This is a genomic window from Mycolicibacter sinensis (assembly GCF_001667945.1).
Classification (GTDB): Bacteria; Actinomycetota; Actinomycetes; order Mycobacteriales; family Mycobacteriaceae; genus Mycobacterium; species Mycobacterium sinense_B.
Genome location: NZ_LZJK01000114.1, coordinates 21644 through 43888, shown reverse-complemented (window position 1 = coordinate 43888; position 22245 = coordinate 21644). Strand labels below are relative to the sequence as shown.

The window sequence follows — 22245 nt, the reverse complement described above, 5'->3', positions numbered from 1 at the left end:
CTCAGGTCAGCGGCTCCATCACCCGGCGCGCAGTGTCGAGCAGGATGCGATGCAGGTCTTCATCGGCGATGTCGTCGAGTTCGGGATCGGCCGCGGCGGTGAAGGTTCCCGCCATCAGGGCGGTGGTGATGACGCGGGCCGTCGCATCCGGCTCGGACCCCTGCAGGATCGCTGCGGCCTCCTGGCCGGCGGCCATGAAATCCTCCCGGGACCGCACGGCGTGCTCCACGGCGCGGTCATAGAACAAGAAGGTGAGCCGGCGGTATCGCACGGCGAGCTCGACCACTCCGCTGACCGCCACATCGCGCTTGCCCTGCTGGGTGGGCATCGCCTCAGCGATCTTGATGACCCGCACGATGTCGTCGAACATCGGTTCCACCAGGGCGATGACGATGTCGTCCCGGGACCGGAATTGGTAGTACACGGCCGGTTTGCTCACGCCCAACCGGTCGGCGATCATCTGCATGGACGTGCCGCCCACGCTGTGCTCCATGAACAGGGCCAATGCCGCCTGCAGCACCCGATCGCGCGCAGACCCGCGCGGCGCCACCGGCTTGGCCACGACATCCCTCCCGTCGTCGCGGCCAGCCTATCGGTGATCGCGAGGCCGGCGCAGCGCTACCTGCCGGCGGCCTCCATGAGCGACGGTGTCGCGGCGTGGCGGCGCTGGCGTTCCATGGTCGCGAAGTAGAACGCGTAGGCGAACGCGCAGCTGGTGAACAAGCTCGACACGAAATACAGCCAGGGACGCCGCAGCCCACGCCGGTAGCCGTCGATGATGGTGAACAGCGGCAGCAGAATGACATTGATGATGGTGTAGTCCTGGCTCGCCGAGCCGGCCGCCGGATTGGTGAACATCAGCCGGATGTACTGCGTCCAGCTGCCCGGCCCCCAGATCGGGTTGTGGTTGGGGCTCTGCGCGTACTCGTTCACGAAGCGGATGTTGAAGTACCAGCCCAGCAAGATCGAGGCGATGCCGATCACGTAGTAGACGACTTCCAGCGGCGAGAACGCCCCGCCGCCAGCGGGTTTCGCGAAGACCGTGCGGTTGGAGGCCACGATCCAGCCGACGGTCGCCAGGCCCAGCACTGCATGCACGAGGAGCGAGATCATGCGGTCAGTGTCACCATGACCCGGCAGTTTTGTCAATATTGTCATTACAGCGCGACGGTTGGTGCTGCGGTACGTTTAGCCGCATGCCCCGAGCGCCGCAGACCGCGCGCAGTGAACGCACCCGCGAGGCGTTGCGCCAGGCAGCGCTGGTCCGATTTCTGGCCCAGGGTGTCGAGGACACCTCGGCCGAGCAGATCGCCGCGGACGCCGGCGTCTCGCTGCGCACCTTCTATCGGCATTTCACCTCCAAGCACGACTTGCTGTTCGTCGACTACGACGCCGGGCTGCAGTGGTTCCGCAGCGCGCTGGCCGCCCGACCGCGGTCCGAGCCGACGATCGAGGCGGTGCAGGCCGCGATCTTCGCCTTTCCCTATGACGTTGAGGCGGTAACGCGCATCGCCGCGCTGCGCGCCGAAGAGCTCGACCCGGACCGGATCGTGCGTCATATCCGGCAAGTTGAAGCCGACTTCGCCGACGCGGTGGCCGAGCGGCTGCGAGTGGCCGGAGCCGGCGCCGGCGGTTCAGCGAGGCTCGACCCAGGAGAGGTGAAGCTGGGACCGCCGTACGAAACTGCCGACGACCGGCTGCGCATCGCGGTGACCGCCCGCTGCATCGCGGCCGCGGTGTTCGCTGCGATGGAGGTCTGGATGCTGGGCGAGGACCGTTCGCTGGCCGACTTGGCCCGGATGTGCCGAACCGCACTGAATTCACTACAGAACCTCTAGTTACGTCAATATTGACAAAACTGGCGTCGCCGTGTCAGCCTCGGCTCAACGGAAGGCGAGTGCAAGGGTGAGTTCCAAGACCGATTACGACGTGATCGTCATAGGTGCCGGGCACAACGGGTTGGCCGCGGCCCTGATCCTGCAGCGCGCCGGGCTGCGCACGCTGTGCCTGGAGGCCGGGCGCTATGCCGGCGGGATGGCCTCGACGGTGGAGTTGTTCGACGGCTACCGCTTCGAGATCGCCGGTTCGGTGCAGTTCCCGACGTCGGCCGCGGTCAGCGCGGAACTGGGCCTGGACGCCCTGGACAGCATCGATCTCGAGGTCATGTCGGTGGCGCTGCGCGGTGTCGGCGACGCGCCGCTGATCCAGTACACCGACCCGATGAAGCTGTTCACCCACCTCAGTGAGGTGCACGGTGCCGAAGCCGTCAACGGCATGGCGGGCCTGCTGGCGTGGAGCCAAGCCCCCACCCGCGCGCTGGGCCGGTTCGAAGCTGGCCGCCCGCCGAAGACGCTCGACGAAATGTATGCCTGTGCCGCAAACGAATTCGAGCGTTCGGCCATCGACGAGATGCTGTTCGGATCGGTCACCGATGTGCTGGACCGCTACCTGCCCGACCGGGAGAAGCACGCGGCGCTGCGCGGCTCGTTCACCGTGCTGGCCGTCAACACCCTCTACCGCGGGCCGGCCACCCCCGGTAGCGCTGCCGCCCTGGCCTACGGTCTCGGTGTTCCCGACGAGAACACCGTGCTGATGAAGAAACTGCGCGGTGGGATCGGGGCGCTCACCGGGCACCTGCACGAGACGTTCACCGGGCTCGGTGGTGAACTGCGGCTGCGCACCAAGGTGTCCGAGATCCTCGTCGACCCGGCCGGACCCGAGGTGGCGGGGGTGCGCACCGACGCCGGTGACACCGTGACCGCACCGGTGGTGGTGTCCGCCATCGCCCCCGATGTCACCGTGACGTCGCTGATCGATGCCGGCGTCCTAGCCGAGGACGTTCGGGCCCGATACGCCCGCACCGACCATCGCGGCTCCTACCTGCAGATGCATTTCGCGCTCGAGGAGGCCCCCGAGTTCGCCGCCCCCTACGAGGCGCTCAACGACCCCGCGATGCAGGCCTCGCTGGGCATCTTCTGCACGCCCGAGGAGGTGCAGCAGCAGTGGGAGGACGCCCGGCGCGGGATCGTGCCGGCCGATCCGACCGTCGTGCTGCAGATCCCGTCGCTGCACGACCCGGAACTGGCCCCGGCCGGAAAGCACGCCGCGTCGGCGTTCGCGCTGTGGTTCCCGATCGAGGGCGACGGCAACTACGGTGCGATGAAAGTCGAGATGGGTCAGCGGGTGATCGACAAGATCACCCGGCTGGCACCGAATTTCGAGCGCAGCATCACCCGCCATACCACCTTCACCCCGCGCCATATGGGCACCATGTTCGGAGCGCCGGGCGGGGACTACTGCCACGGCCTGCTCAACCCCGACCAGATCGGGCCCAACCGTCCCGGGGCCCGCGGCTTCGTCGGGCAGCCATTGCCGGTCGAGGGGCTGTATCTGGGCAGTGCGGGCTGTCACGGCGGGCCCGGGATCACGTTCATCCCCGGCTACAACGCCGCCCATGCGGTGCTGGCCGACCGCAGCTAGCTCAGCCGGTCAGCTCACCGGCGATGTCCTGGCGGCTGAGCCCGCCGCGGCTTCGCTGATCGGTGAGGTTTCGGCACTCGCCGTAGATCTTGAGGCTGCCGAAGCGCGGGTGATCGGGCTCCGGTGCCATGATCGCCATCATCTGGCCCCGGTGCAGTACCCGGCCGTAGGGCATCTTGCCCGCCGGCGGGCCGTCCTCCCACCCGAGCCCCGTCATCGTCGCCGCGACCTGACCGATATAGGTCTGTTCGTCGGCATCGGTGGGAAACGTGAAAATCACTGTGGCGACACCACGGTAGGGCGCCTCGTTCTGGTCGTTGCAGGACTCGAACCGAAACGACGCGGTGAAATCGTGGAGGCCGGCGGCTCGCACGATCTGCTTGGCCGGCTCGACAACCTGGGCCCTGCTCTGTTCGTCGGTCAGTTCCGGTCCTTCGAGTTCGCTTCGCCGGTCAGGGGCAGACATCGCGCACCCTCCTATCGCCAGTGCGGTTGCAAGCAGCGCCACGACCCGGCGCCACGTGCGGTTAGCGGTATTGGTGGTCATCGGTGATCGTTCCTGGTGCACGTTTGCCTTCCGGGTCGACCAGTGCTGGGGTTCCGGGGATGCGGGTGTCCACGTGCGGCAGGTTGACATCACCGACGAACGGGACGTGAACCTGCTCCGGCAGGCCGAGGTGGGCCTGGCGGCGGCCGTCGGCGATCAGGCCGTTGTCGGCCAGGGACGGTGCCTTGCCGGCGGCGATGTCGGTCATCGCGCGCAAGGATTCGCTGCCCATGTCGTAATAGCGGGAATGATCGCCGAAGGCCAGCCCCTGGTGGCCGACCGCCTCGGCCTGGAATCGCACCGATCCGTAGGAATCTCCGGCCGGGTCGGTGCCCAGCCCGGCCATGTCGCCCAGCGGGTGGTGCATCGTGTGGTTGATGAAGTCCGCCGCCAGCCCGGACTGCCCCAGCCAGGAGACCGGGTCACTGGACGCGGCTCCGACGTAGACGTGGCCGCCGTTGAGATGAAAGTCGGCGGCGCTCTTGGCCACATCCGTTCCGGGGCAGCCGATCAGCACCGCGTCGCCGGCCTGCATCCCGCTGTTGGCGAACGCGTCGGCCACCGTCGTCGCACCGTAGGAGTGGCCGATCACCGTCACGTGCGACGACAACCCGGCGTCATGCGTCGCCGAGAGTCCGTTGACGTCAGCCGCCAGCATGGCGCCGCCGTCGCGCGCCAGCCAGGGTGTTGCGATCCGCAGGTCCTCGGGGCTGTCCGGGGCGTCGTAGCCCATCCAGGCCATCACCGAGGTCGACTCGGCGGGGTTGGCCAACCGCATCTGGTCGTAGAGGTTGGTCGCGTCGCTGCTTTCCAGCCAGCCCTGCTGCACGCTGTTGCCGGTGCCGGGCACCACCACGGCGGTGTTGTCGGCATGGTCGGGGTTGCCGAGTGCGACCGCCGCCCGACCCTGCCCGTTGAACGCCAGCGGGTCGTAAGCCCACAGCATGGCCTGGCGCGTGGTGGTGCCGTCGGGGTTCACATCGCCCGCGAGGTGCCGTAAGCCCTTCTCGGTCTGCACCGCGTTGGCGTACCGGGTGGCGTCACTGGCCGGCAGTCCGTACGCGGCAGGATTCTTCAGGATGTCGTCGACGGAGACGCCCCGCAGGTTGGCCAGGTCGCGTACCCGGTTGAGGTCGTCGTGCATCACCGCGAGGTTGACTTCGTTGCGGGCGTCGGCAGGGATGCCGTTGAGGTTGCCCAAGCCCGGGTCGTGTTGGGCGAGATACGCCGCTCGCTGCTGCGGCGTCAGCGCGTTCCACCAGTTCGTGACCGCCTGCGGGTCGGTTCCGGCCGGGGGGATCGGCATCAGCGGATCGCCCAGCGGGGAGCTGGGCTGGTCGAGGTTCTTGACCAGCCCCGGGTCATAGCCCTCGGCGCGCAGCCGGGCTTCGGTGGCGCGCAGCGTGGCCAGGTAGGCGTCACGGATGACGGTGATCCGGCGCAGCGTCTCAGTGGTGTCGTCGATCGCCGCCTGCTGAAGACCGGCGATCTCGTCGTGCACCTGCTTGCGCTGTGCGGCAGTCAGATTCGGGTCCTGGTCCACCTCCAACAGGTGCGTCAGGTTGCGGTCGATGCCCTCGAGCACCTCTTCCAGTTCGGAGCTGCACGCCGCCGACGCCTGCTGCGCTTCGGCCAGCGCCGCGGCGATGCTCTCCAGATCCGCGGCGATCTTCGGCAGCTGTTCGGCCTGCACGCCCAGCGAGGTGGTGACCAGCTGCACCTGGGCGGAATCGTTGATCGGATGGTCGCCGTTCTCCCGGTTCCAGGCGCCCTCGAACCGCTTGCGCGCTTGCTCGAAGGTGGTATCTGCCTCCGCGGCGGACCGGCCGGCATTGTGAAACGCCTGGGCCAGGCTGTCGATCTGGGCGGGCCGGCCGTGCTGCAGGGCGGCGTTGATCGCCCACGGATCACCACCGGCTTCGGCGACCAGCAGCGGGATGCTGATCGACTCCAGCTGCATCGATCACCCCTTAGCTTTCGGCGGCGATCAACGCTACCACCGCCTCGACCAGGAGCAATTCACTTCCGGTTCAGCGGGCCAGCAGCTCGTCGAGCAGGTCCCGGAATGCCTTCGGGTCGGCCGGCGTGAACGCCGGCCGGGGCCATGACTGGCCGTGTATCTCCAGGGTGATCAACGTGGATCGCAACGGCCGCTTGACATCCAGCGGCAGCCAGCGCCGCAGATCCGAGCTGCCCCAGATCCGGAACCGGTGAGCTATGCCCAGCGGCTCGGCTTTGTAACCGCGGACCGCGCTCAGCGGGATCACCTTGGCAGTCCCGGAGGGAAAGTGGTAGCGCCGCAAGGTGATCGCCTTGTGGTCTAGGGCGACCAGTCCGTCATCGTAGGAACTGCTCACAGCTTCTCGCTGCGCAGCTCGTGGCCCCTGGCGGTCAGGCAGCGGCCGGTGTTCAGGTCCCACTGCCAGCCGTGCTGATTGCAGGTAAGCGTGTCGCCGTCGACCACCCCGAACTTCGACAGGTCGGCCTTCATGTGCGGGCAGCGCCGCTGAATCTGCCAGCCGGACAAGGTGATCGTCGCTGAGTCATCATGGCTCTCACCGAACCAGCCGTCGGCGTAGACGATCCGATCCTCGGTGAGGCACTTGAAGAATGTGTAGAGGTATTCGTTGTAGCCGCCGACCCGCCATGCTCTGAAGCGGGTGGACAAGAAGATGGTGTTGACCCAGTCGGGTTCGCCGTCGCGCAGCACGGTGCGCACCAGCTCGGGCGGGATACCGAAGCCGTAGCGAAACTTCTCGCCCGGAACTGGTTGGCGCACCATGCGTTTGGGGAAGTCCAGCACGACGGTTTCGGTGTGGGCTCCGCTTTGATCCGACCCGTCCAGCACCAGCTCGACCGGATAGCCGATGCCGTCGCAGATCTCGTCGCTTTGGGCCATGATTGGTTCGAACAGCGCACGCAGCTGTCCCAGCATCGCCGGGCCGGCCGCCGGCGCCCAAGACGCCTTCTCGGCGGCCAGCACCGGTGCCATCCGATCGGCGTAGTCGGCGATGTAGTCCGCCTTGCCGGAGGTGAAGATCGCCTCGACCTCGTCGTCGGGCAGCGGGTGGGTCAGCGCATCCAGTCGCGCCCCGGTGAACTCGGCGCTGCTGCCGGGGATCATCAGCAGTCCGCCGTCGTGGCCGTTGCGGCGCAGCTGATCTAGGAACACCATCTCGTCGGGGAAGATGTTGGCCGGATCGCCGTGGTCATCGTTGAGGTAACGCAGCTCGGGGTCCAGAAAACACGGTGGGCCGGCCGACGGCACCACCCAGGTCGCACCGACGTGCGCGATGTATTGGCGGGCGCGGTCCATCTGCCGTTGCCGCTTCTGGGTGCCGAACGCCTCCTTGGCCCGGGCCGGCATGTCGTAGACCATCGGGTACCAGATCGCCCCGGAGTACTGCAGCAGGTGCACATCGACGGTGTCGAACGCCTGGAGCACGTCCAGGTCGATCGGACGCGAGTCGTTCATGTTGAACACGGTGGTCACCCCGTCGGAAACCACCAGCCCGGAGTCGCCGATCGGGCCGTCAGCCGGGGCGCGCAGCGCGATGATCATCACATCCAGCTCGCCCTTGGGGCCGCGCACCGTGTGGCGCACCGAGTCGGCGGTCTCGAAGAACCGGTGGAAGCCCAGCTCCTCCAGTGCCCCGCGCAGGTCGGGCACCGGATAGTCCGGCAGCAGCACCACCGCGTCCTTGTTGACATGGGCCGCCAGGTGCCGCGGATCGAAGTGATCGCGGTGCAGGTGCGAGATGTAGAGGTAGTCGCAGTCGCCCAGGGCGTCCCAGTCCAGGGCCGAGTTGTCCGGGAACGGAAACCACGACGCGAAGTAGGCGGGGTTCACCCACGGGTCGCACAGGATGCTGCCCGCGGCGGTCTCGATCCGGAAGCCGGCGTGTCCGACGCTGGTGACCCGCACTTGTACCTTCCCGACGCTGTAGGCGATTCCACCCGAGCTTAACGGCGGCGCGGCCGGTGACATCGCTTAGGCTGGACGACTGTGGAGCCGTGGTACGGAAGTGTCGCTACCGTTGCGCGCACGTTGTGGCGCTTCCAGGGGGTGAAGATCACCGTCACCGGCGCGGAGAACGTGCCCCCCAGCGGCGGTGCGGTGGTCGCGATCAACCACACCGGCTACCTCGATTTCGCGTTCGCCGGGTTGGCCGCCTACGACAACCACCCGCGGCGCCGGGTGCGGTTCATGGCCAAGAAGGAGACCTTCGACAACCGGTTCACCGGCCCGATCATGCGCGGCTGCCGGCACATCGCGGTGGACCGCAGCCAGGGAGCCGACGCCTACGCCGCTGCGGTGGAGTATCTGCGGGCGGGTGAACTGGTCGGGGTCTACCCGGAGGCGACCATCAGCCGCAGCTTCGAGCTCAAGGAGTTCAAGTCCGGCGCCGCCCGGATGGCCATCGAGGCGCAGGTGCCGATCATTCCGCACATCGTGTGGGGCGCCCAGCGGATCTGGACCAAGGACCACCCCAGGCGGCTGGGGCGCTCCAAAGTGCCGATCTCGGTGGTGGTCGGTGAGCCGATACCGCCGACGCTGCCCGTCGACGACCTGCGCGCGCTGCTGCAGACCCGCATGCAGCACCTGCTCGAGCAGGCGCAAGATGCCTATCCCGAACATCCAGCCGATGCGTTCTGGGTGCCGCACCGCCTCGGTGGCGGTGCGCCCACCCCGGCCGAGGCGCTGCGGCTCGACGCCGAAGAGGCCGCCCGCAAGGCCGAGGAACGAGCGGCCCGGCACCAGCAGCCGCCGAGCGCGACGGGTGCTGCGGAGTAAGCCTGCATGCAGCCGGTTTTTCGTGCGCTGGAGCTGGCAGCGGTGACCGCGGTGAAGGTCACCGGCGCCCGCATCGATTTCGGCGGGCTGGAGCACATCCCAGCCGAGGGCGGCGCGGTGATCGCAATCAATCACACCGGCTACGTCGACTTCTTGCCGGCGGCGCTGGCGGTCTATCGCCGGGGCCGGCGGATGCGATTCATGATCAAAGCCGAGATGCAGCAGGTCCGGGTGGTGAACTTTCTGATCAACCACACCGGCACCATCCCGGTGGATCGCGGCGCCGGATCCGATGCCTACCGGCATGCGGTGGCCGCGCTGCGCTCTGGGGAGGTGGTCGGCGTCTACCCCGAGGCCACCATCAGCCGCAGCTTCGAGCTCAAGGAATTCAAGTCCGGCGCCGCCCGGATGGCCATCGAGGCGCAGGTGCCGATCGTCCCACTGATCGTCTGGGGCGCCCACCGGCTGTGGACCAAAGACCACCCGAGGGCCCGGTTGATCGGCAGCAGGATGCCGATCACCGTGCTGGCGGGCCCGCCGCTGACGCCGGCCGGCGACGCCGCGACGCTCAGCGCCGCGCTGCGTGCGCAGATGGCGCCGATGCTGGCCGCGGTCCAGCAGGAATATCCGCACCCGGCAGGCCAGTACTGGGTGCCGCGACGCATGGGCGGCGCCGCACCCACCCCGGAGGAGGCCAGGGTTCTCGACGAACGGGAACTGGCCCAGCGGGCGCGTAGGGGCGCGGGTGGCCGGCCGGACCCCTCGAGCATGGAGCAGTGAGCATGGCTGAACCCCTCTTCCGCACTTTGGAGATCGTGATCCCGGCGCTGGCGAAGGCCAACGGGCCCCACCCGACCTTCGAGGGCCTGGAGAACATCCCCGAACGCGGCGGGGCGGTGCTGACCCTCAACCACACCAGCTACCTGGACTGGTATCCGGCCTCGATCGCGGCGCTGCGGCGGCACCGCCGGCTGCGGTTCATGATCAAGGCCGAGATGACCGAGGTGCCGGTGATCAACTACGTGATCAAGCACATCAAGCTGATCCCGGTCGACCGCTCCGCCGGGGCCGGTGCCTACGACGTGGCTGTCCAGCGGCTGCGCGAGGGCGAGCTGGTCGGCCTGCACCCCGAGGCCACCATCAGCCGCAGCTTCGAACTGCGCGAGTTCAAGACCGGCGCCGCCCGGATGGCCCACGCCGCCGGTGTCCCGATCATCCCGGTCATCGTCTGGGGTATTCAGCGGGTATGGACCAAAGATCACCCCAAGCAGCTGTGGCGCAACCACGTTCCGGTGCTGGTGAAGATCGGCCGGCCGATAGACGTCTCCGACGACATCGTGGCGGCCACCGCCGAGCTGCGTGACACCATGGCCGCAATGCTCGAACAGGCGCAACTGGAGTACCCGCACCCGGCCGGCGCCTACTGGGTGCCGCGCCGGCTCGGCGGCAGCGCCCCCACCATGGCCGAAGCCCTGGCGATGCGCGAAGCCGAGCTCGCCGAACGCGATCGCAAACGGCTGGAGCAGGGCAACGGTGGCCGGCTTCGGCGCGCGCTGGCCGGTCTGAGTCGGCATTGATGCACGATCTCCCCGCGCTGATTGCCAGCGACGTCGACGGCACCCTGCTCGACGACACCGAGAACATCACCGCCCGCACCCGGGCGGCGGTGCACGCCGCCATTGAAGCTGGATCCGGCTTCGTCCTGGCGACCGGGCGCCCACCACGCTGGATCCCGCCGGTCGTCGACGCGCTCGGGTTCGCCCCGTTGGCGGTGTGCGCCAACGGCGCGGTCATCTATGACCCCGACACCGACCGGGTGATCTCGGCGCGCACGTTGTCGGCCGACAGCCTGGTCAAGCTGGCCGAGGTCGTCGGCCGCATCATCCCCGGCGCCGGCCTGGCGGTGGAACGCATCGGCGAGCGCGCACACGACGCGGCGACGCCGCAATTCGTCAGTTCACCGGGCTACGAACACGCCTGGCTCAATCCGGACAACACTGAGGTTTCGAAAGAGGACCTGCTGTCGCAGCCGGCGATCAAGCTGCTGATCCGCAAGGCGGGGGCGGCCAGCGCCGACATGGCGGCCCAGTTGGCGCCGCATATCGGCAGCGCCGCGGAGCTGACCTACTCCACCAACAACGGCCTGGTCGAGGTGGTGCCGGCCGGTATCACCAAGGCCACCGGCATCGAGGAGCTGATCGCGCCGCTGGGCATCGGCGTCGAGCAGGTGGTGGCCTTCGGCGACATGCCCAACGACCTGCCGATGTTGCTGGCGGCGGGGCACGGCGTGGCGATGGGCAATGCGCATCCGGAGGTGCTGGCCGCCGCCGCCGAGATCACCGCGCCCAACACCGATGACGGACTGGCGCGGGTGCTGGAACGCATTTTTGCGCGTTGACTCTGCGCTGAGGGCGGGGTCTTCTCGCGCTTTTCCGCCCTGGCCGCAGAGTCAACGGGGCTAGCCGACCGGGAACGGATCGACCACCCGGGAGAAGCGCTCCAACTGCACCGGCGGGCCCTCCGGCGGCGGTGGCGGCAGCTCTTCGGCGTTGCCGTCGATGACCCGGATGACGCTGCCGCTGGCCCGGTGGTAGTTCAGCGTGCCGTGCTGGAAGTTCTGGCCGATCCACTCCGGTTCGGGGATCTCGCCGCTGGTGGGCAGCCCCAGCATGCCGCGCTCGTAGCCCAGCGATGCCCAGGCGTCGTAGATCGCCCCGGTGACCGGCTGGGCGCCGGTCTCCGGTGACCAGTACACCGCGCCGTGCTCGAAGGTGGCGTACTTGGTGGAACCCGCGCCGATCGCCTCCGGCGAGGTGACGGCGCCGAGCAGGCCGTCGGCGCCGCCCAGCTCCAGCCAGCGGGCGTGGATGGCGCCGCCCTGCATCGTCCTGGCGAGGTCCTCAGGACCGGGCGGGTCGCCGAAGCGGGCCGCGATCTCGCGGATCTCGTTGAGAGCGACGTAGCCCTGTTCGCCGGGGCACTCGGTCGCGTCGAGGTCGCGGTGGCCGATGATCGCCGGCAGTGTCAGCGCCGAGCCGCGGGGAAAGTGGGTGGACGAGCCGCCGCCGGAGGTCAGCTGCGCGGTGCCCCGCGGGTCGGTGCGGTCCAACCCGAGTCGCCAGCCCAGCAACCGGCCGACGGTCTCGAGCTGAATCGGTGGGGGAGGGGCGTCGTCGAAGGTGCCGATCATTGACACCCCCCAGGTGTTCTTGTTGAACCCGCCGGCATGGCTGCCCACGATGCCCTTGGTGACGCCGCCGGCTCGGCCCTCGAACACCTGGCCGTACTTGTCCACCAGCGCGTTGTAGCCGATGTCGCACCAGCCCAGGGTTCGGGTGTGGTAGGCGTAGATGGCCCGGATGATCGCCGCGGAGTCCTCGGGGGAGTAGTCGTTGGAGCCCGCGGTGTGATGCACCACCGCCGCCTGGACCGGGCCGCTCTCCACCGGCTTGCCGCACCGGCCGCGCGCACCGGCACCCCACTGGCTGCGCGGGATGATGTTGGGCGGCTGTCCCGGTGCCAGCACCGCGCTCGGCGGCGACCACTGGGCATCGACCGGGGCTTTCGGTGGGGTGATCAACACCGCGGAGATGTTCTGCGCGAACGGCTGTTCGGCGGTGGCCGGGATGTAGCCGAGATCGGGCTTGGGCTGTGCGGCACCGGATTTGGGCTTCGGCGTTGCCGGGGCCGCCGGTTCGGGGTGTGCTTTCGCAGCGCGGGCCGGCCGGGTGACCGCGATCTGCACCGCGGTGGTGCGGCCGACGAATACCGGCTCGGTGCCCTGCGGGCCCGGGGCGGGCGCGTGATCGACCGCCGGGCCATGGTCGGCGGCCTCATGGGCGGTGGCGTACCAGGGCCCCCACGACCCGTCGGCGCGTTGGGCGCGAATCTTTGCCGTGGTGCCGCTCAAGTCGGCACCGGTGAGCGCGACCATGGTGAACGGCTCGTCCTGGGTGAGCTCACGGACGGTGGTCCCCGGTTCCAGATCGGGCAGCGGTTGGTGGTTCAGCTTGGTGGCGGCGGCGCTCGGCGTCTTTGAGATGACAGCCGGCTGAGATCCCGGTCCATCGGCCACCGCCCACGGCAGGATCAGCACGGTCGCGACGGTGGCGGTCAGCTTGATCGTCGGCGGCGGACGACGGGTTGGCACGTGCTGATGTTACGTATGTGCCTTGTGTTGTTAGTGATGCGACACGCGGCCTTGTCGAGCGGCCCCATTGTTAACGGCACCGCAGAGTCTCACGGGTGCCCGGCTGGGCGGGCTGACTCTGCGGTGCCGTTAGGGAAACAGGTCTCCTTGGGATCAGGGGGCCGGCAGCGGGGCGGGTGCGGCCGCGGCGGCCGGCGCGGCACCTTGCGCGGCCTGCGCGATGGACGGGATCACCACACCCTTGAGCAGATCGATGGCCTGTCCGGCACCCAGCTGGTTGGCCGCACTCATCAGGTCGCTGACGACGCCGCCGCTCCCACTGCTCTCCGGCATGCCCAGCGAGGGGTCGCCGAGGATCGGGTAGGTGCCGTCGAGACCCGGGTCCAGGCCCACCGGAGAGGTGAGCGGCATGTCGCCGGCACCCAGCAGGCCGGTGTCCGGGCTGGTCAGACCGGGGCTGGTGAGCCCGGGGCTGGTCAGCGACGAGTCGGACAGCGACGGTGTGGTCAGACCCGGTGAGGTCAGCCCGGGCGTGCCCAGCGACGGCGTGGTCAGCCCCGGCGAGGTCAGGCCGGAGGTGGTCACCCCGGGGGTGCCCACCGGCGGCGTCGACAGTGACGGGGTGGTCAGCGACGGGTCGGTCAGCCCCGGCGAGGTCAGCCCGGGCGTCAGGCCGGGCGAGGTCAGCCCCGGCGTCAGGCCGGGCGAGGTCAGGCCCGGCGACGCCGGGTACATCCCCGGCGAGGCGGGGTACATCCCCGGCGAGGTCAACGAACCCGTCCCGCCCCCGAAGCCGGGCACCGGCGGAAGGTTCACTCCGAACTGGGACAGGCCCTGCGACAGGGCCGAGATCAGCTCATTGGGCAGGTCGGCCACCGATGCGGCCGCAACGAAGTCGTGGTGCTGCGGTGCGTTGGCGCGGGCCGCCAGCTCGGATACAGCGACAACTGCAAACGGACTCGCGACCGCCAGGGCGGCGACTGCGCTCATGGTGGTCGAGAGCCTGCGTCGACGGCGGTTCGGCACGGAAGTCTCCTCAATATGTTTTGCCCTCGGCCCGGGGAGCCGCACGGGCGTTTACTGCCTACCCGGTCGACGGTACGCGTGTGACTCTTGTGAATAGAGTGACGAGATCGAATCGTGAGGAAACTGCGACCAGCGCTTTCCCGCAGTGCGGAGGCCCCGGCTGCGCGCCGAGATCGCCCTGGTGCAGGCGATCGGGGCGTTTTGCCTGCGTGAGCGCAATCTCGCGGTCCGGGCGGCGCGGCACGCGGCGGCCCGGCCGGCGGCGGGGCCGACCGGACGGGGCAGGCGGCGGGGCGCCGACGCTGCTCGCGGCCGCTGTTCAGATACCCTTGGCGCCGATGACCGCTCGTTTTGACCTCTTCGTTGTGGGTTCTGGATTCTTCGGCCTGACCATCGCCGAGCGCGCAGCCACGCAGCTCGGCAAGCGTGTCCTCGTCGTCGAGAAGCGCCACCACATCGGCGGCAACGCCTACTCCGAGGCCGAGCCCCAGACCGGCATCGAGGTCCACAAATACGGCGCCCACCTGTTCCATACCTCTAATAAGCGGGTCTGGGACTACGTGCGGCAGTTCACCGACTTCACCGGCTACCAGCACCGGGTCTTCGCCATGCACAACGGGCAGGCCTACCAGTTCCCGATGGGACTGGGCCTGGTGTCGCAGTTCTTCGGCCGCTACTTCACCCCGGACGAGGCCCGGGCGCTGATCGCCGAGCAGGCCGCCGAGGTCGACACCAAGGAGGCGAAGAACTTCGAGGAAAAGGCGATCAGCCTGATCGGCCGCCCGCTCTACGAAGCATTCGTCAAGCACTACACCGCCAAGCAGTGGGAGACCGACCCCACCGAGCTGCCCGCGGCCAACATCACCCGGCTGCCGGTGCGCTACACCTTCGACAACCGCTACTTCAACGACACCTACGAGGGGCTGCCGGTCGACGGCTACACCGCGTGGCTGGAGAACATGGCGGCGCACGACAACATCGAGGTCCGCCTGGAGACCGACTGGTTCGACGTCCGCGACGAGCTTCGGGTGGCCAGTCCGGACGCGCCGGTGGTCTACACCGGACCGCTGGACCGTTACTTCGACTACGCCGAAGGCCGGCTCGGCTGGCGCACCCTGGACTTCGAGGTCGAGGTGCTGCCGACCGGGGATTTCCAGGGCACCCCGGTGATGAACTACAACGACGCCGACGTGCCCTACACCCGCATCCACGAATTCCGGCACTTCCACCCGGAACGGTCCTATCCGACCGACAAGACGGTGATCATGCGCGAATACGGTCGATTCGCGCGTGACGATGACGAGCCGTACTACCCCATCAACACCCCCGACGACCGTGCCATGGTCGAGGCCTACCGCCGGCTGGCCAAGGCCGAGATGGAGTCGGCGAAGGTGCTCTTCGGCGGGCGGCTGGGCACCTATCAATATCTGGACATGCACATGGCCATCGCCAGTGCGCTGAGCATGTACGACAACATCCTGGCGCCGCACCTCGCCGACGGTGTTGCGCTGCACGAGAACAACAGGGAAAACAACCGATGACCAAGGCCACGAGTTCGCGTGCGGTGAGCCGACTTTCGCGAATCATCCTGCCACGCCACGGTGAGCCGCTGGACGTCCGCAAGCTCTACATCGAGGAGTCGGAGACCAACAGCCGCCGGGCGCATCCGCTCACCCGCACAAGCCTGGAGATCGGCGAGGAGTCGGAGGTGTCGTTCGCGACGTACTTCAACGCCTTCCCGGCCTCCTACTGGCGCCGCTGGTCGACGGTGGAGTCGGTGGTGCTGCGCCTGGAGCTCACCGGGTCCGGTCGCGTGGATGTCTACCGCTCCAAGGCGACCGGTGCGCGGATCGCGGTGGACGGCAAGCCCTTTGACGGCAGTGGCACCCCGGCGATCATCGAGTTCGAGGTCGGCCTGCAGCCCTTCGAGGACGGCGGCTGGATCTGGTTCGACATCACCACCGACACCGCGGTCACACTGATCGGCGGTGGCTGGTACGCGCCGACCGAAGCGCCCGGGCGCGCTGACGTCGCCGTCGGGATCCCCACGTTCAACCGGCCCGAGGACTGCGTCAACGCGCTGACCGCGCTCACCTCCGACACGTGCGTCGACGAGGTGATCAGCGCGGTGATCGTCCCGGACCAGGGCACCCGCAAAGTGCGTGACCATCCGGGCTTTCCCGCGGCGGCCGCCGCCCTGGGCGACCGGCTGTCGGTCCACGACCAGCCCAACCTCGGCGGCTCCGGCGGCTATAGCCGGGTGATGTATGAGGCGCTGAAAAACACCGGCTGCGAACAGATCCTGTTCATGGACGACGACATCCGCATCGAACCGGACTCGATCCTGCGGGCACTCGCCCTGAGCCGGTTCGCCAAGACACCCACTCTGGTCGGTGGGCACATGCTCAACCTGCAGGAGCCGTCGCACCTGCACGTCATGGGCGAGGTCGTCGACCCCGACGTGTTCATGTGGACCAACGCCCCGCACACCGAGTACGACCACAACTTCGCCGAAAAGTCGCTGGCCGAAAGCCCCGAGCTGCACCGGCGCATCGACGTCGACTTCAACGGCTGGTGGATGTGCATGATCCCGCGCGCCGTCGCCGAGGAGGTTGGCCAGCCGGTGCCGTCGTTCATCAAGTGGGACGACGCCGAGTACGGGCTGCGGGCCGGCAAGCACGGCTACCCCACGGTCACCCTGCCGGGCGCGGCGATCTGGCACATGGCCTGGAGCGACAAGGACGACGCGATCGACTGGCAGGCCTACTTCCACCTGCGCAACCGGTTGATGGTGGCTGCGCTGCACTGGGACGGCAAGATCTCCGGTCTGATCCGCAGCCACCTCAAGGCGACGTTGAAACACCTTGCCTGCCTGGAGTATTCGACGGTCGCCGTGCAGAACAAGGCGCTGGACGACTTCATGGCCGGCCCCGAGCACATCTTCTCGATCCTGGAGTCGGCGCTGCCGGACGTCCACGCGTTGCGCAAGAACTATCCCGACGCGGTGGTGCTGCCGGCGGCCAGCCAGCTGCCCGCCCCGTCGCAGCGCCGCAGGCCGATGCACCCGCCGGTGCAGCCGCTGTCGATCGGTTACCGGCTGGCCCGCGGCATCGCTCACAATCTCAAGGCCACCGCGGCCGAGCACCATCAGCGCCCGCAGCTCAACGTGCCCACTCAGGACGCCCGGTGGTTTCTGCTGTGCACCCAGGACGGCGTCACCGTCACCACCGCCGACGGACGTGGCGTGGTCTACCGTCAGCGCGACCGGGAGAAGATGTTCGCCCTGCTGCGCGAGTCGCTGCGCCGCCAGTACCAGCTGGGCCGCCGCTTCGACGACCTGCGCCGGGCCTACCGCCGGGCCCTGCCGCAGCTGGCCAGCAAACAGCAATGGGAGACGGTCCTGTTGGAGAGCCATGACTGAACCGGCGGTCGGCCCGCCGCACGGTGAGGACGCCGTGCTGGTCGCCGTGCAGTCCGCGCTCACCGGCCGCAGCGGCGTGCTACCGACGGCGCGGACGTTGTCGCACTTCGGGGAGCACAGCCTGGGCTGGCTGGCGGTGTCGGCGCTCGGTGCGCTGGCGCAGCCGCGTCGGCGCCGGGCCTGGCTGGCCGCCGGCGCGGGGGCCTTCGCCGCGCACGCAGCCGCGGTGGTGATCAAGCGGCTGGTGCGCCGCGAACGGCCGCACCACCCGGCGATCGCGGTCAATGTCGCCACGCCCAGCCGGCTGAGCTTCCCCTCCGCGCACGCCACCTCCACCACCGCCGCGGCGGTGCTGGTGGGACGGGCGGCCGGCCTGCGCGGGTGGGCGCTGCCGGCGGTGCTGGTGCCGCCGATGGCGTTGTCGCGCATGGTGCTGGGGGTGCACTACCCCAGCGATGTCGCCACCGGCGTGCTGGTGGGAGCCGCGGTCGCCGCAGCCGTGCAACGGATGGAGTCGCGCTATGAGTGAGGACACCCGGGTGGCGGGCCCGCCGGCCAACCTGGTCACCGGAGCCATCAAGGCGATGCGGCCCCGCCAGTGGGTGAAGAACGTGCTGGTGGTGGCGGCGCCCCTGGGCGCGCTGGGCCGCGGTGTGCACTACGACTACGCCGACCTGGCGTTCAAGGTATTGATCGCCTTCGTGGTGTTCTCGCTGGCGGCCTCGGCGATCTACCTGGTCAACGACGCACGCGATGTGGAAGCCGACCGGGCGCACCCCACCAAGCGGTTCCGGCCGATCGCGGCCGGAGTGGTCCCCGAGCCGCTGGCCTACGGCCTGGCGATCGTGCTGGGCGTGGCCTCGCTGGCCGTGTCTTGGTGGCTCAGCCCCAATCTGGCGCTGGTGATGGCGATCTACCTCGCCATGCAACTGGCCTACTGCTTCGGGCTCAAACACCAAGCGGTGCTGGATATCTGCATCGTGTCGTCGGCGTATCTGCTGCGGGCCATCGCCGGGGGCGCAGCCACCAGCATCTACCTGTCGCAGTGGTTTTTGTTGGTGATGGCATTCGGGTCACTGTTCATGGTGGCCGGTAAACGCTACGCCGAACTGCAGCTCGCCGAGCAGACCGGCGCCAAGATCCGCAAATCGTTGGAGAGCTACACCGGCACCTACCTGCGTTTCGTGTGGACGGCCTCGGCCACCGCGATGTTGGTCTGCTACAGCCTGTTCGCCTTCGAGCGCGACAGCGGGTCGGGTTCCTGGTACGCGGTGTCGATCATCCCGATCACCATCGCGATCCTGCGGTATGCGGTCGACGTCGACGGTGGCATGGCCGGTGAGCCCGAGGACATCCTGCGGCGCGACCGGGTGCTGCAGTTGATGGCGTTGGCCTGGATCGGAACCATCGGTGCTGCCGTCGCTTTCGGTTAGCCGGTCGGCGCTCGGCGGATCGCCGGACCCCCGGGTCCGGCCGCTGGGCTGGCCGGCGGTCGCCTACAGCACGTCGGTGCGGCTGAGTTCGTGGGCCGGGGTGGCCATCGTGTTGCTGCTGTTCGGCATCGGCGCGTGGCGGCGGCGCTGGATCTCCGATGACGGACTGATCGTGCTGCGCACCGTGCGAAACCTGTTGGCCGGCAACGGGCCGGTCTTCAACGCCGGCGAACGGGTGGAGGCCAACACCTCCACGGCATGGACCTACCTGATGTATGTCGGCAGCTGGCTGGGCGGGCCGGTGCGCATGGAGTACGTAGCTCTGACGTTCGCGCTGGCGCTCAGCCTGGCCGGGGTGGCGCTGCTGATGTTCGGCGCCACCCGGCTGTACGCGCCGGGGCTGCAGGGCCGCCGCGCGCTGCTGCTGCCGGCCGGGGCACTGGTCTACATCGCGGTGCCGCCCGCCCGGGACTTCGCCACCTCCGGGCTGGAGAGCGGGCTGGTGCTGGCTTACCTGGGGCTGTTGTGGTGGATGCTGGTCTGCTGGTCGCAGGCGCTGCGGATGCCCCGATCCCGAGCCCGCGGAACGCGATTCACCGCCGCGCTGGCGTTCGTGGCGGGCTGCAGCGTGCTGGTGCGCCCCGAGCTGGCGCTGATCGGCGGCGGCGTGCTGATCATGCTGCTGATCGCGGCGCGGGACTGGCGACCCCGGGCGCTGATCCTGGTGGCCGGCGGCGCACTGCCGGTGGCCTACCAGATCTTCCGGATGGGCTACTACGCGCTGCTGGTGCCGGGCACCGCGCTGGCCAAGGACGCCGCCGGCGACAAGTGGTCGCAAGGGATGATCTACCTGGCGAACTTCAACGCGCCCTACGCATTGTGGGTGCCCGCAGTGCTGTTGACGGCGCTGGGTGCGGCGCTGTGGGTGGGCGCCGCAGTGCGCTACCGTCCCCGCCGCCCGGTGCCCCGCGGCGTCGGCACCTGGGCCCGGCTGGTGCAGAGCCCGGGTGCGGTGGTCTGCTTCTTCGTACTCAGCGGTGTGCTGCAGGGCGCCTACTGGATTCGCCAGGGCGGCGACTTCATGCACGGCCGGGTGCTGCTGGCACCGCTGTTCTGCCTGCTGGCCCCGGTGGCCGTCATCCCGGTCCAGCTGCCCGACGGGGCGCGCTTTCACCGGGAGGCCGGTTACCCGCTCAGCGGCGCGGTGGGCCTGCTGTGGCTGGCCGTGGCCGGCTGGGCGTTGTGGGCGGCCAACTCCCCGGGAATGGGCTACGACGCGACCCGGGTCACCTACTCCGGCATCGTCGACGAGCGCCGGTTCTACTCGCAGGCCACCGGCCACGCCCACCCGCTGACCGCCGCCGACTACCTCGGTTACCCGCGGATGCGCGCGGTGCTGACCACGATCGCGGCCACCCCCGACGGCGCGCTGCTGCTGCCCTCGGGCAACTATGACCAGTGGGACGTCGTCCCGGTCATCCTGCCGCCGCCACCGGGGATCGGCGTCCCCGAGCATCCCGATGACGGCGGACCGCACACCGTCTTCTTCACCAACCTGGGCATGCTGGGCATGAACACCGGCCTCGACGTCCGGCTGCTCGACCAGATCGGATTGGCCAATCCGATTGCGGCGCATACCGAACGGCTCGAACACGGCCGGATCGGCCACGACAAGGACCTGTTCCGGGACTGGGTGGTGGCCGACGGCCCGTGGGCCAAGTGGTATCCGCTGATCCCGGGCTACCTGGATCAGGACTGGATCGCCCAGGCAGAGGCCGCCCTGCGCTGCCCCGATACCGCGGCGGTGCTGGGATCGGTGCGCGCGCCGATGGGCCCACGCCGGTTCCTGTCCAACGTGCTGCATTCGGCGAGCTACACCCGGTACCGGATCGACCGGGTGCCGCGCGACGAACTGATCCGATGCGGCCTGGCCGTGCCCGAACCGACCCGCCCGCCCTATACCGGGATGCCGCCCGACGTCCCGTGACGGCGCCCAACCGCCAGCGAACGTCCACGGCCGAAAATGTGATCGACGTCATGTTCTGCCCGTCGCAGCTACCGGCCGCGTCCGGTCTCACCGGCTGCAATGGCCTCCCGAGCGCAGCGCGCCGGGCACGGAAAAGACCGGTTCGGGCCGATTCACCGGTCGCGTGCCAGAACCGTAAGAGATCCGTGGCCGCTTTCTGTGGTTGACTACACCGGCACTGCCGCACTCGCGCGCGCAGATTTGGTCCGACTCGGGCCACCCACTCAGAGCACGGCAACAAGACGAATGAGGATGTCCAGAATGAAGCTGCTTGACAGGTTGATGGTCGGCGCCGCCGGCGCGGCCCTGCTGGCGGGGTTGGTCGGTGTCGTCGGCGACACCGCGGAGGCAAACGCCTTCTCCCGGCCGGGACTGCCGGTCGAGTACCTGCAGGTGCCTTCGTCGTCCATGGGCCGCGACATCAAGGTCCAGTTCCAGAGCGGTGGCCAGGGCTCCCCGGGCCTGTACCTGCTCGACGGCATGCGGGCGCAGGACGACTTCAACGGCTGGGACATCAACACCCCGGCGTTCGAGTGGTACCTGAACTCCGGCATCTCGGTGATCATGCCGGTCGGCGGCCAGTCCAGCTTCTACAGCGACTGGTACAAGCCGGCTTGCGGCAAGGTCGGCTGCCAGACCTACAAGTGGGAGACCTTCCTCACCAGTGAGCTCCCGGCCTACCTCGCCTCGGAGTACGGCGTGAGCCAGACCCGCAACGCCGCCGTCGGCCTGTCGATGGCTGGTTCGTCGGCGCTGACGCTGGCCATCTACCACCCCAACCAGTTCACCTACGCCGGCTCGCTGTCGGGCTACCTCAACCCGTCCACCGGCAAGGGCTGGATCGGCCTGTCGATGGGCGACGCGGGCGGCTACAAGAAGAACGACATGTGGGGCGACGACAACGACCCGGCATGGCTGCGCAACGACCCGACGGTCAACGTCGACAAGCTGGTGGCCAACAACACCCGGCTGTGGGTGTTCTGCGGCAACGGCAAGGCCAACGAGCTCGGCGGCGACAACATCCCGGCCGTCTTCCTGGAGCAGAACTTCATGATCGGCGCGAACAAGAAGTTCCAGGAGCTCTACCTGGCAGCCGGTGGCAACAACGCGATCTTCAACTTCCCGGAGTACGGCACGCACAGCTGGGAGTACTGGGGTCAGCAGCTGCAGGCCATGAAGCCGGACCTGCAGAGCCACCTGGGCGCTTCGCCGAACAGCGGCGAGAGCAGCAGCTCGGGCGAGTAGTCCCGCACCGAAACGCACCGCCGACGGCGGCGACCCCGATGGGTCGCCGCCGTCGGTAGTTTCCGGCCTGGCTGCGAGCCCCGTGTGATTGACTACCTTGCGTGGTCGGGGCGCGCGACCCG

Annotated in this window: 20 protein-coding genes; 12 read left to right on the top strand and 8 right to left on the bottom strand. The window is 68.8% G+C overall.

Going from position 1 to position 22245, the window contains the following annotated elements; translation table 11 throughout:
* Position 1: 1 nt before the first annotated feature.
* Together A5694_RS15340 and A5694_RS15335 are read right to left on the bottom strand one after the other, a co-directional pair.
* Positions 2-562 carry a TetR/AcrR family transcriptional regulator gene (locus A5694_RS15340; protein WP_064922680.1) on the bottom strand — a complete coding sequence of 187 codons (561 nt, stop codon included), beginning with the start codon at positions 560-562 and terminating at the stop codon, positions 2-4.
* Positions 563-618: 56 nt separating this feature from the next.
* A complete protein-coding gene (locus tag A5694_RS15335) occupies positions 619-1113 on the bottom strand; it encodes a DUF2834 domain-containing protein (protein ID WP_064922677.1) in 495 nt (164 codons plus the stop codon).
* Between the two features lie 83 nt (positions 1114-1196).
* Between A5694_RS15335 and A5694_RS15330 the strand changes: the two genes are divergently transcribed.
* Positions 1197-1838, top strand: coding sequence for a TetR/AcrR family transcriptional regulator (locus A5694_RS15330; protein WP_064922675.1), 642 nt, complete (start codon positions 1197-1199; stop codon positions 1836-1838).
* 67 nt (positions 1839-1905) lie between these two features.
* Positions 1906-3480, top strand: a complete 1575-nt coding sequence (locus A5694_RS15325; RefSeq protein WP_064922674.1) for a phytoene desaturase family protein — start codon at positions 1906-1908, stop codon at positions 3478-3480.
* Position 3481: 1 nt separating this feature from the next.
* Here A5694_RS15325 and A5694_RS15320 read toward each other — a convergent pair whose 3' ends face one another.
* The 4 genes from A5694_RS15320 to A5694_RS15305 all read right to left on the bottom strand — a co-directional run bounded on the left by A5694_RS15320 (position 3482) and on the right by A5694_RS15305 (position 7952).
* Entirely contained in the window at positions 3482-3946 is a 465-nt protein-coding gene (locus A5694_RS15320; RefSeq protein ID WP_064922673.1) for a hypothetical protein, read from the bottom strand.
* Positions 3947-4007: 61 nt separating this feature from the next.
* A complete protein-coding gene (locus A5694_RS15315) occupies positions 4008-5987 on the bottom strand; it encodes an alpha/beta hydrolase (RefSeq protein WP_064922672.1) in 1980 nt (659 codons plus the stop codon).
* Positions 5988-6057: 70 nt separating this feature from the next.
* The gene (locus A5694_RS15310) at positions 6058-6384 is read right to left on the bottom strand and encodes a hypothetical protein (RefSeq protein ID WP_064922671.1); all 327 of its coding nucleotides are present in this window, start codon (positions 6382-6384) and stop codon (positions 6058-6060) included.
* Complete coding sequence (locus A5694_RS15305) at positions 6381-7952, bottom strand: MBL fold metallo-hydrolase (RefSeq protein WP_064922670.1); 1572 nt, start codon at positions 7950-7952, stop codon at positions 6381-6383. Before A5694_RS15305 ends, A5694_RS15310 begins: the two co-directional genes overlap by 4 nt.
* 81 nt (positions 7953-8033) lie before the next feature.
* Between A5694_RS15305 and A5694_RS15300 the strand changes: the two genes are divergently transcribed.
* From A5694_RS15300 to A5694_RS15285, 4 genes are read left to right on the top strand one after another with little or no spacing between them, the layout of a single operon-like run.
* On the top strand, positions 8034-8822 hold the full coding sequence (locus A5694_RS15300; RefSeq protein ID WP_064922669.1) for a lysophospholipid acyltransferase family protein: 789 nt from the start codon (positions 8034-8036) through the stop codon (positions 8820-8822).
* Between the two features lie 6 nt (positions 8823-8828).
* Entirely contained in the window at positions 8829-9602 is a 774-nt protein-coding gene (locus A5694_RS15295) for a lysophospholipid acyltransferase family protein (protein ID WP_064922668.1), read from the top strand.
* Positions 9603-9604: 2 nt separating this feature from the next.
* On the top strand, positions 9605-10399 hold the full coding sequence (locus tag A5694_RS15290; protein WP_064922667.1) for a lysophospholipid acyltransferase family protein: 795 nt from the start codon (positions 9605-9607) through the stop codon (positions 10397-10399).
* Entirely contained in the window at positions 10399-11220 is an 822-nt protein-coding gene (locus A5694_RS15285; RefSeq protein WP_064922666.1) for a Cof-type HAD-IIB family hydrolase, read from the top strand. The genes A5694_RS15290 and A5694_RS15285 overlap by 1 nt, the downstream gene beginning before the upstream one ends.
* 60 nt (positions 11221-11280) lie before the next feature.
* Here the strand turns inward: A5694_RS15285 and A5694_RS15280 are convergent, their stop codons facing one another.
* The gene (locus tag A5694_RS15280; RefSeq protein WP_064922665.1) at positions 11281-12972 is read right to left on the bottom strand and encodes an N-acetylmuramoyl-L-alanine amidase; all 1692 of its coding nucleotides are present in this window, start codon (positions 12970-12972) and stop codon (positions 11281-11283) included.
* Positions 12973-13125: 153 nt separating this feature from the next.
* Complete coding sequence (locus A5694_RS15275; RefSeq protein ID WP_064922664.1) at positions 13126-13998, bottom strand: hypothetical protein; 873 nt, start codon at positions 13996-13998, stop codon at positions 13126-13128.
* A 338-nt stretch (positions 13999-14336) separates the two neighbouring features.
* Here A5694_RS15275 and glf point away from each other — a divergent pair, with 338 nt between their 5' ends.
* The 6 genes from glf (at position 14337) to A5694_RS15245 (ending at position 22123) form a co-directional block, all read left to right on the top strand.
* Positions 14337-15539 carry a UDP-galactopyranose mutase gene (gene glf, locus A5694_RS15270; RefSeq protein ID WP_064922663.1) on the top strand — a complete coding sequence of 401 codons (1203 nt, stop codon included), beginning with the start codon at positions 14337-14339 and terminating at the stop codon, positions 15537-15539.
* Positions 15536-17419 (top strand): glycosyltransferase, encoded by a 1884-nt coding sequence (locus A5694_RS15265; RefSeq protein ID WP_064922662.1) that lies wholly within the window; start codon positions 15536-15538, stop codon positions 17417-17419. Before glf ends, A5694_RS15265 begins: the two co-directional genes overlap by 4 nt.
* Positions 17412-17948 (top strand): phosphatase PAP2 family protein, encoded by a 537-nt coding sequence (locus A5694_RS15260; protein WP_064922661.1) that lies wholly within the window; start codon positions 17412-17414, stop codon positions 17946-17948. The genes A5694_RS15265 and A5694_RS15260 overlap by 8 nt, the downstream gene beginning before the upstream one ends.
* Complete coding sequence (locus A5694_RS15255) at positions 17941-18852, top strand: decaprenyl-phosphate phosphoribosyltransferase (RefSeq protein ID WP_064922660.1); 912 nt, start codon at positions 17941-17943, stop codon at positions 18850-18852. The genes A5694_RS15260 and A5694_RS15255 overlap by 8 nt, the downstream gene beginning before the upstream one ends.
* Entirely contained in the window at positions 18830-20839 is a 2010-nt protein-coding gene (zomB, locus tag A5694_RS15250) for a flagellar motor control protein ZomB (protein WP_064922659.1), read from the top strand. Before A5694_RS15255 ends, zomB begins: the two co-directional genes overlap by 23 nt.
* Positions 20840-21139: 300 nt before the next feature.
* The gene (locus A5694_RS15245) at positions 21140-22123 is read left to right on the top strand and encodes an esterase family protein (protein WP_064922658.1); all 984 of its coding nucleotides are present in this window, start codon (positions 21140-21142) and stop codon (positions 22121-22123) included.
* The last annotated feature ends 122 nt before the right edge of the window (positions 22124-22245 follow it).

Coding starts and splice junctions, on each gene's coding strand:
- A5694_RS15245 (WP_064922658.1), top strand. CDS start 21,140: ATGAAGCTGCTTGACAGGTTGATGGTCGGCGCCGCCGGCGCGGCCCTG.
- A5694_RS15260 (WP_064922661.1), top strand. CDS start 17,412: ATGACTGAACCGGCGGTCGGCCCGCCGCACGGTGAGGACGCCGTGCTG.
- A5694_RS15265 (WP_064922662.1), top strand. CDS start 15,536: ATGACCAAGGCCACGAGTTCGCGTGCGGTGAGCCGACTTTCGCGAATC.
- A5694_RS15285 (WP_064922666.1), top strand. CDS start 10,399: ATGCACGATCTCCCCGCGCTGATTGCCAGCGACGTCGACGGCACCCTG.
- glf (WP_064922663.1), top strand. CDS start 14,337: ATGACCGCTCGTTTTGACCTCTTCGTTGTGGGTTCTGGATTCTTCGGC.
- A5694_RS15335 (WP_064922677.1), bottom strand. CDS start 1,113: ATGATCTCGCTCCTCGTGCATGCAGTGCTGGGCCTGGCGACCGTCGGC.
- A5694_RS15330 (WP_064922675.1), top strand. CDS start 1,197: ATGCCCCGAGCGCCGCAGACCGCGCGCAGTGAACGCACCCGCGAGGCG.
- A5694_RS15320 (WP_064922673.1), bottom strand. CDS start 3,946: ATGTCTGCCCCTGACCGGCGAAGCGAACTCGAAGGACCGGAACTGACC.
- A5694_RS15255 (WP_064922660.1), top strand. CDS start 17,941: ATGAGTGAGGACACCCGGGTGGCGGGCCCGCCGGCCAACCTGGTCACC.
- A5694_RS15290 (WP_064922667.1), top strand. CDS start 9,605: ATGGCTGAACCCCTCTTCCGCACTTTGGAGATCGTGATCCCGGCGCTG.
- A5694_RS15295 (WP_064922668.1), top strand. CDS start 8,829: ATGCAGCCGGTTTTTCGTGCGCTGGAGCTGGCAGCGGTGACCGCGGTG.
- A5694_RS15315 (WP_064922672.1), bottom strand. CDS start 5,987: ATGCAGCTGGAGTCGATCAGCATCCCGCTGCTGGTCGCCGAAGCCGGT.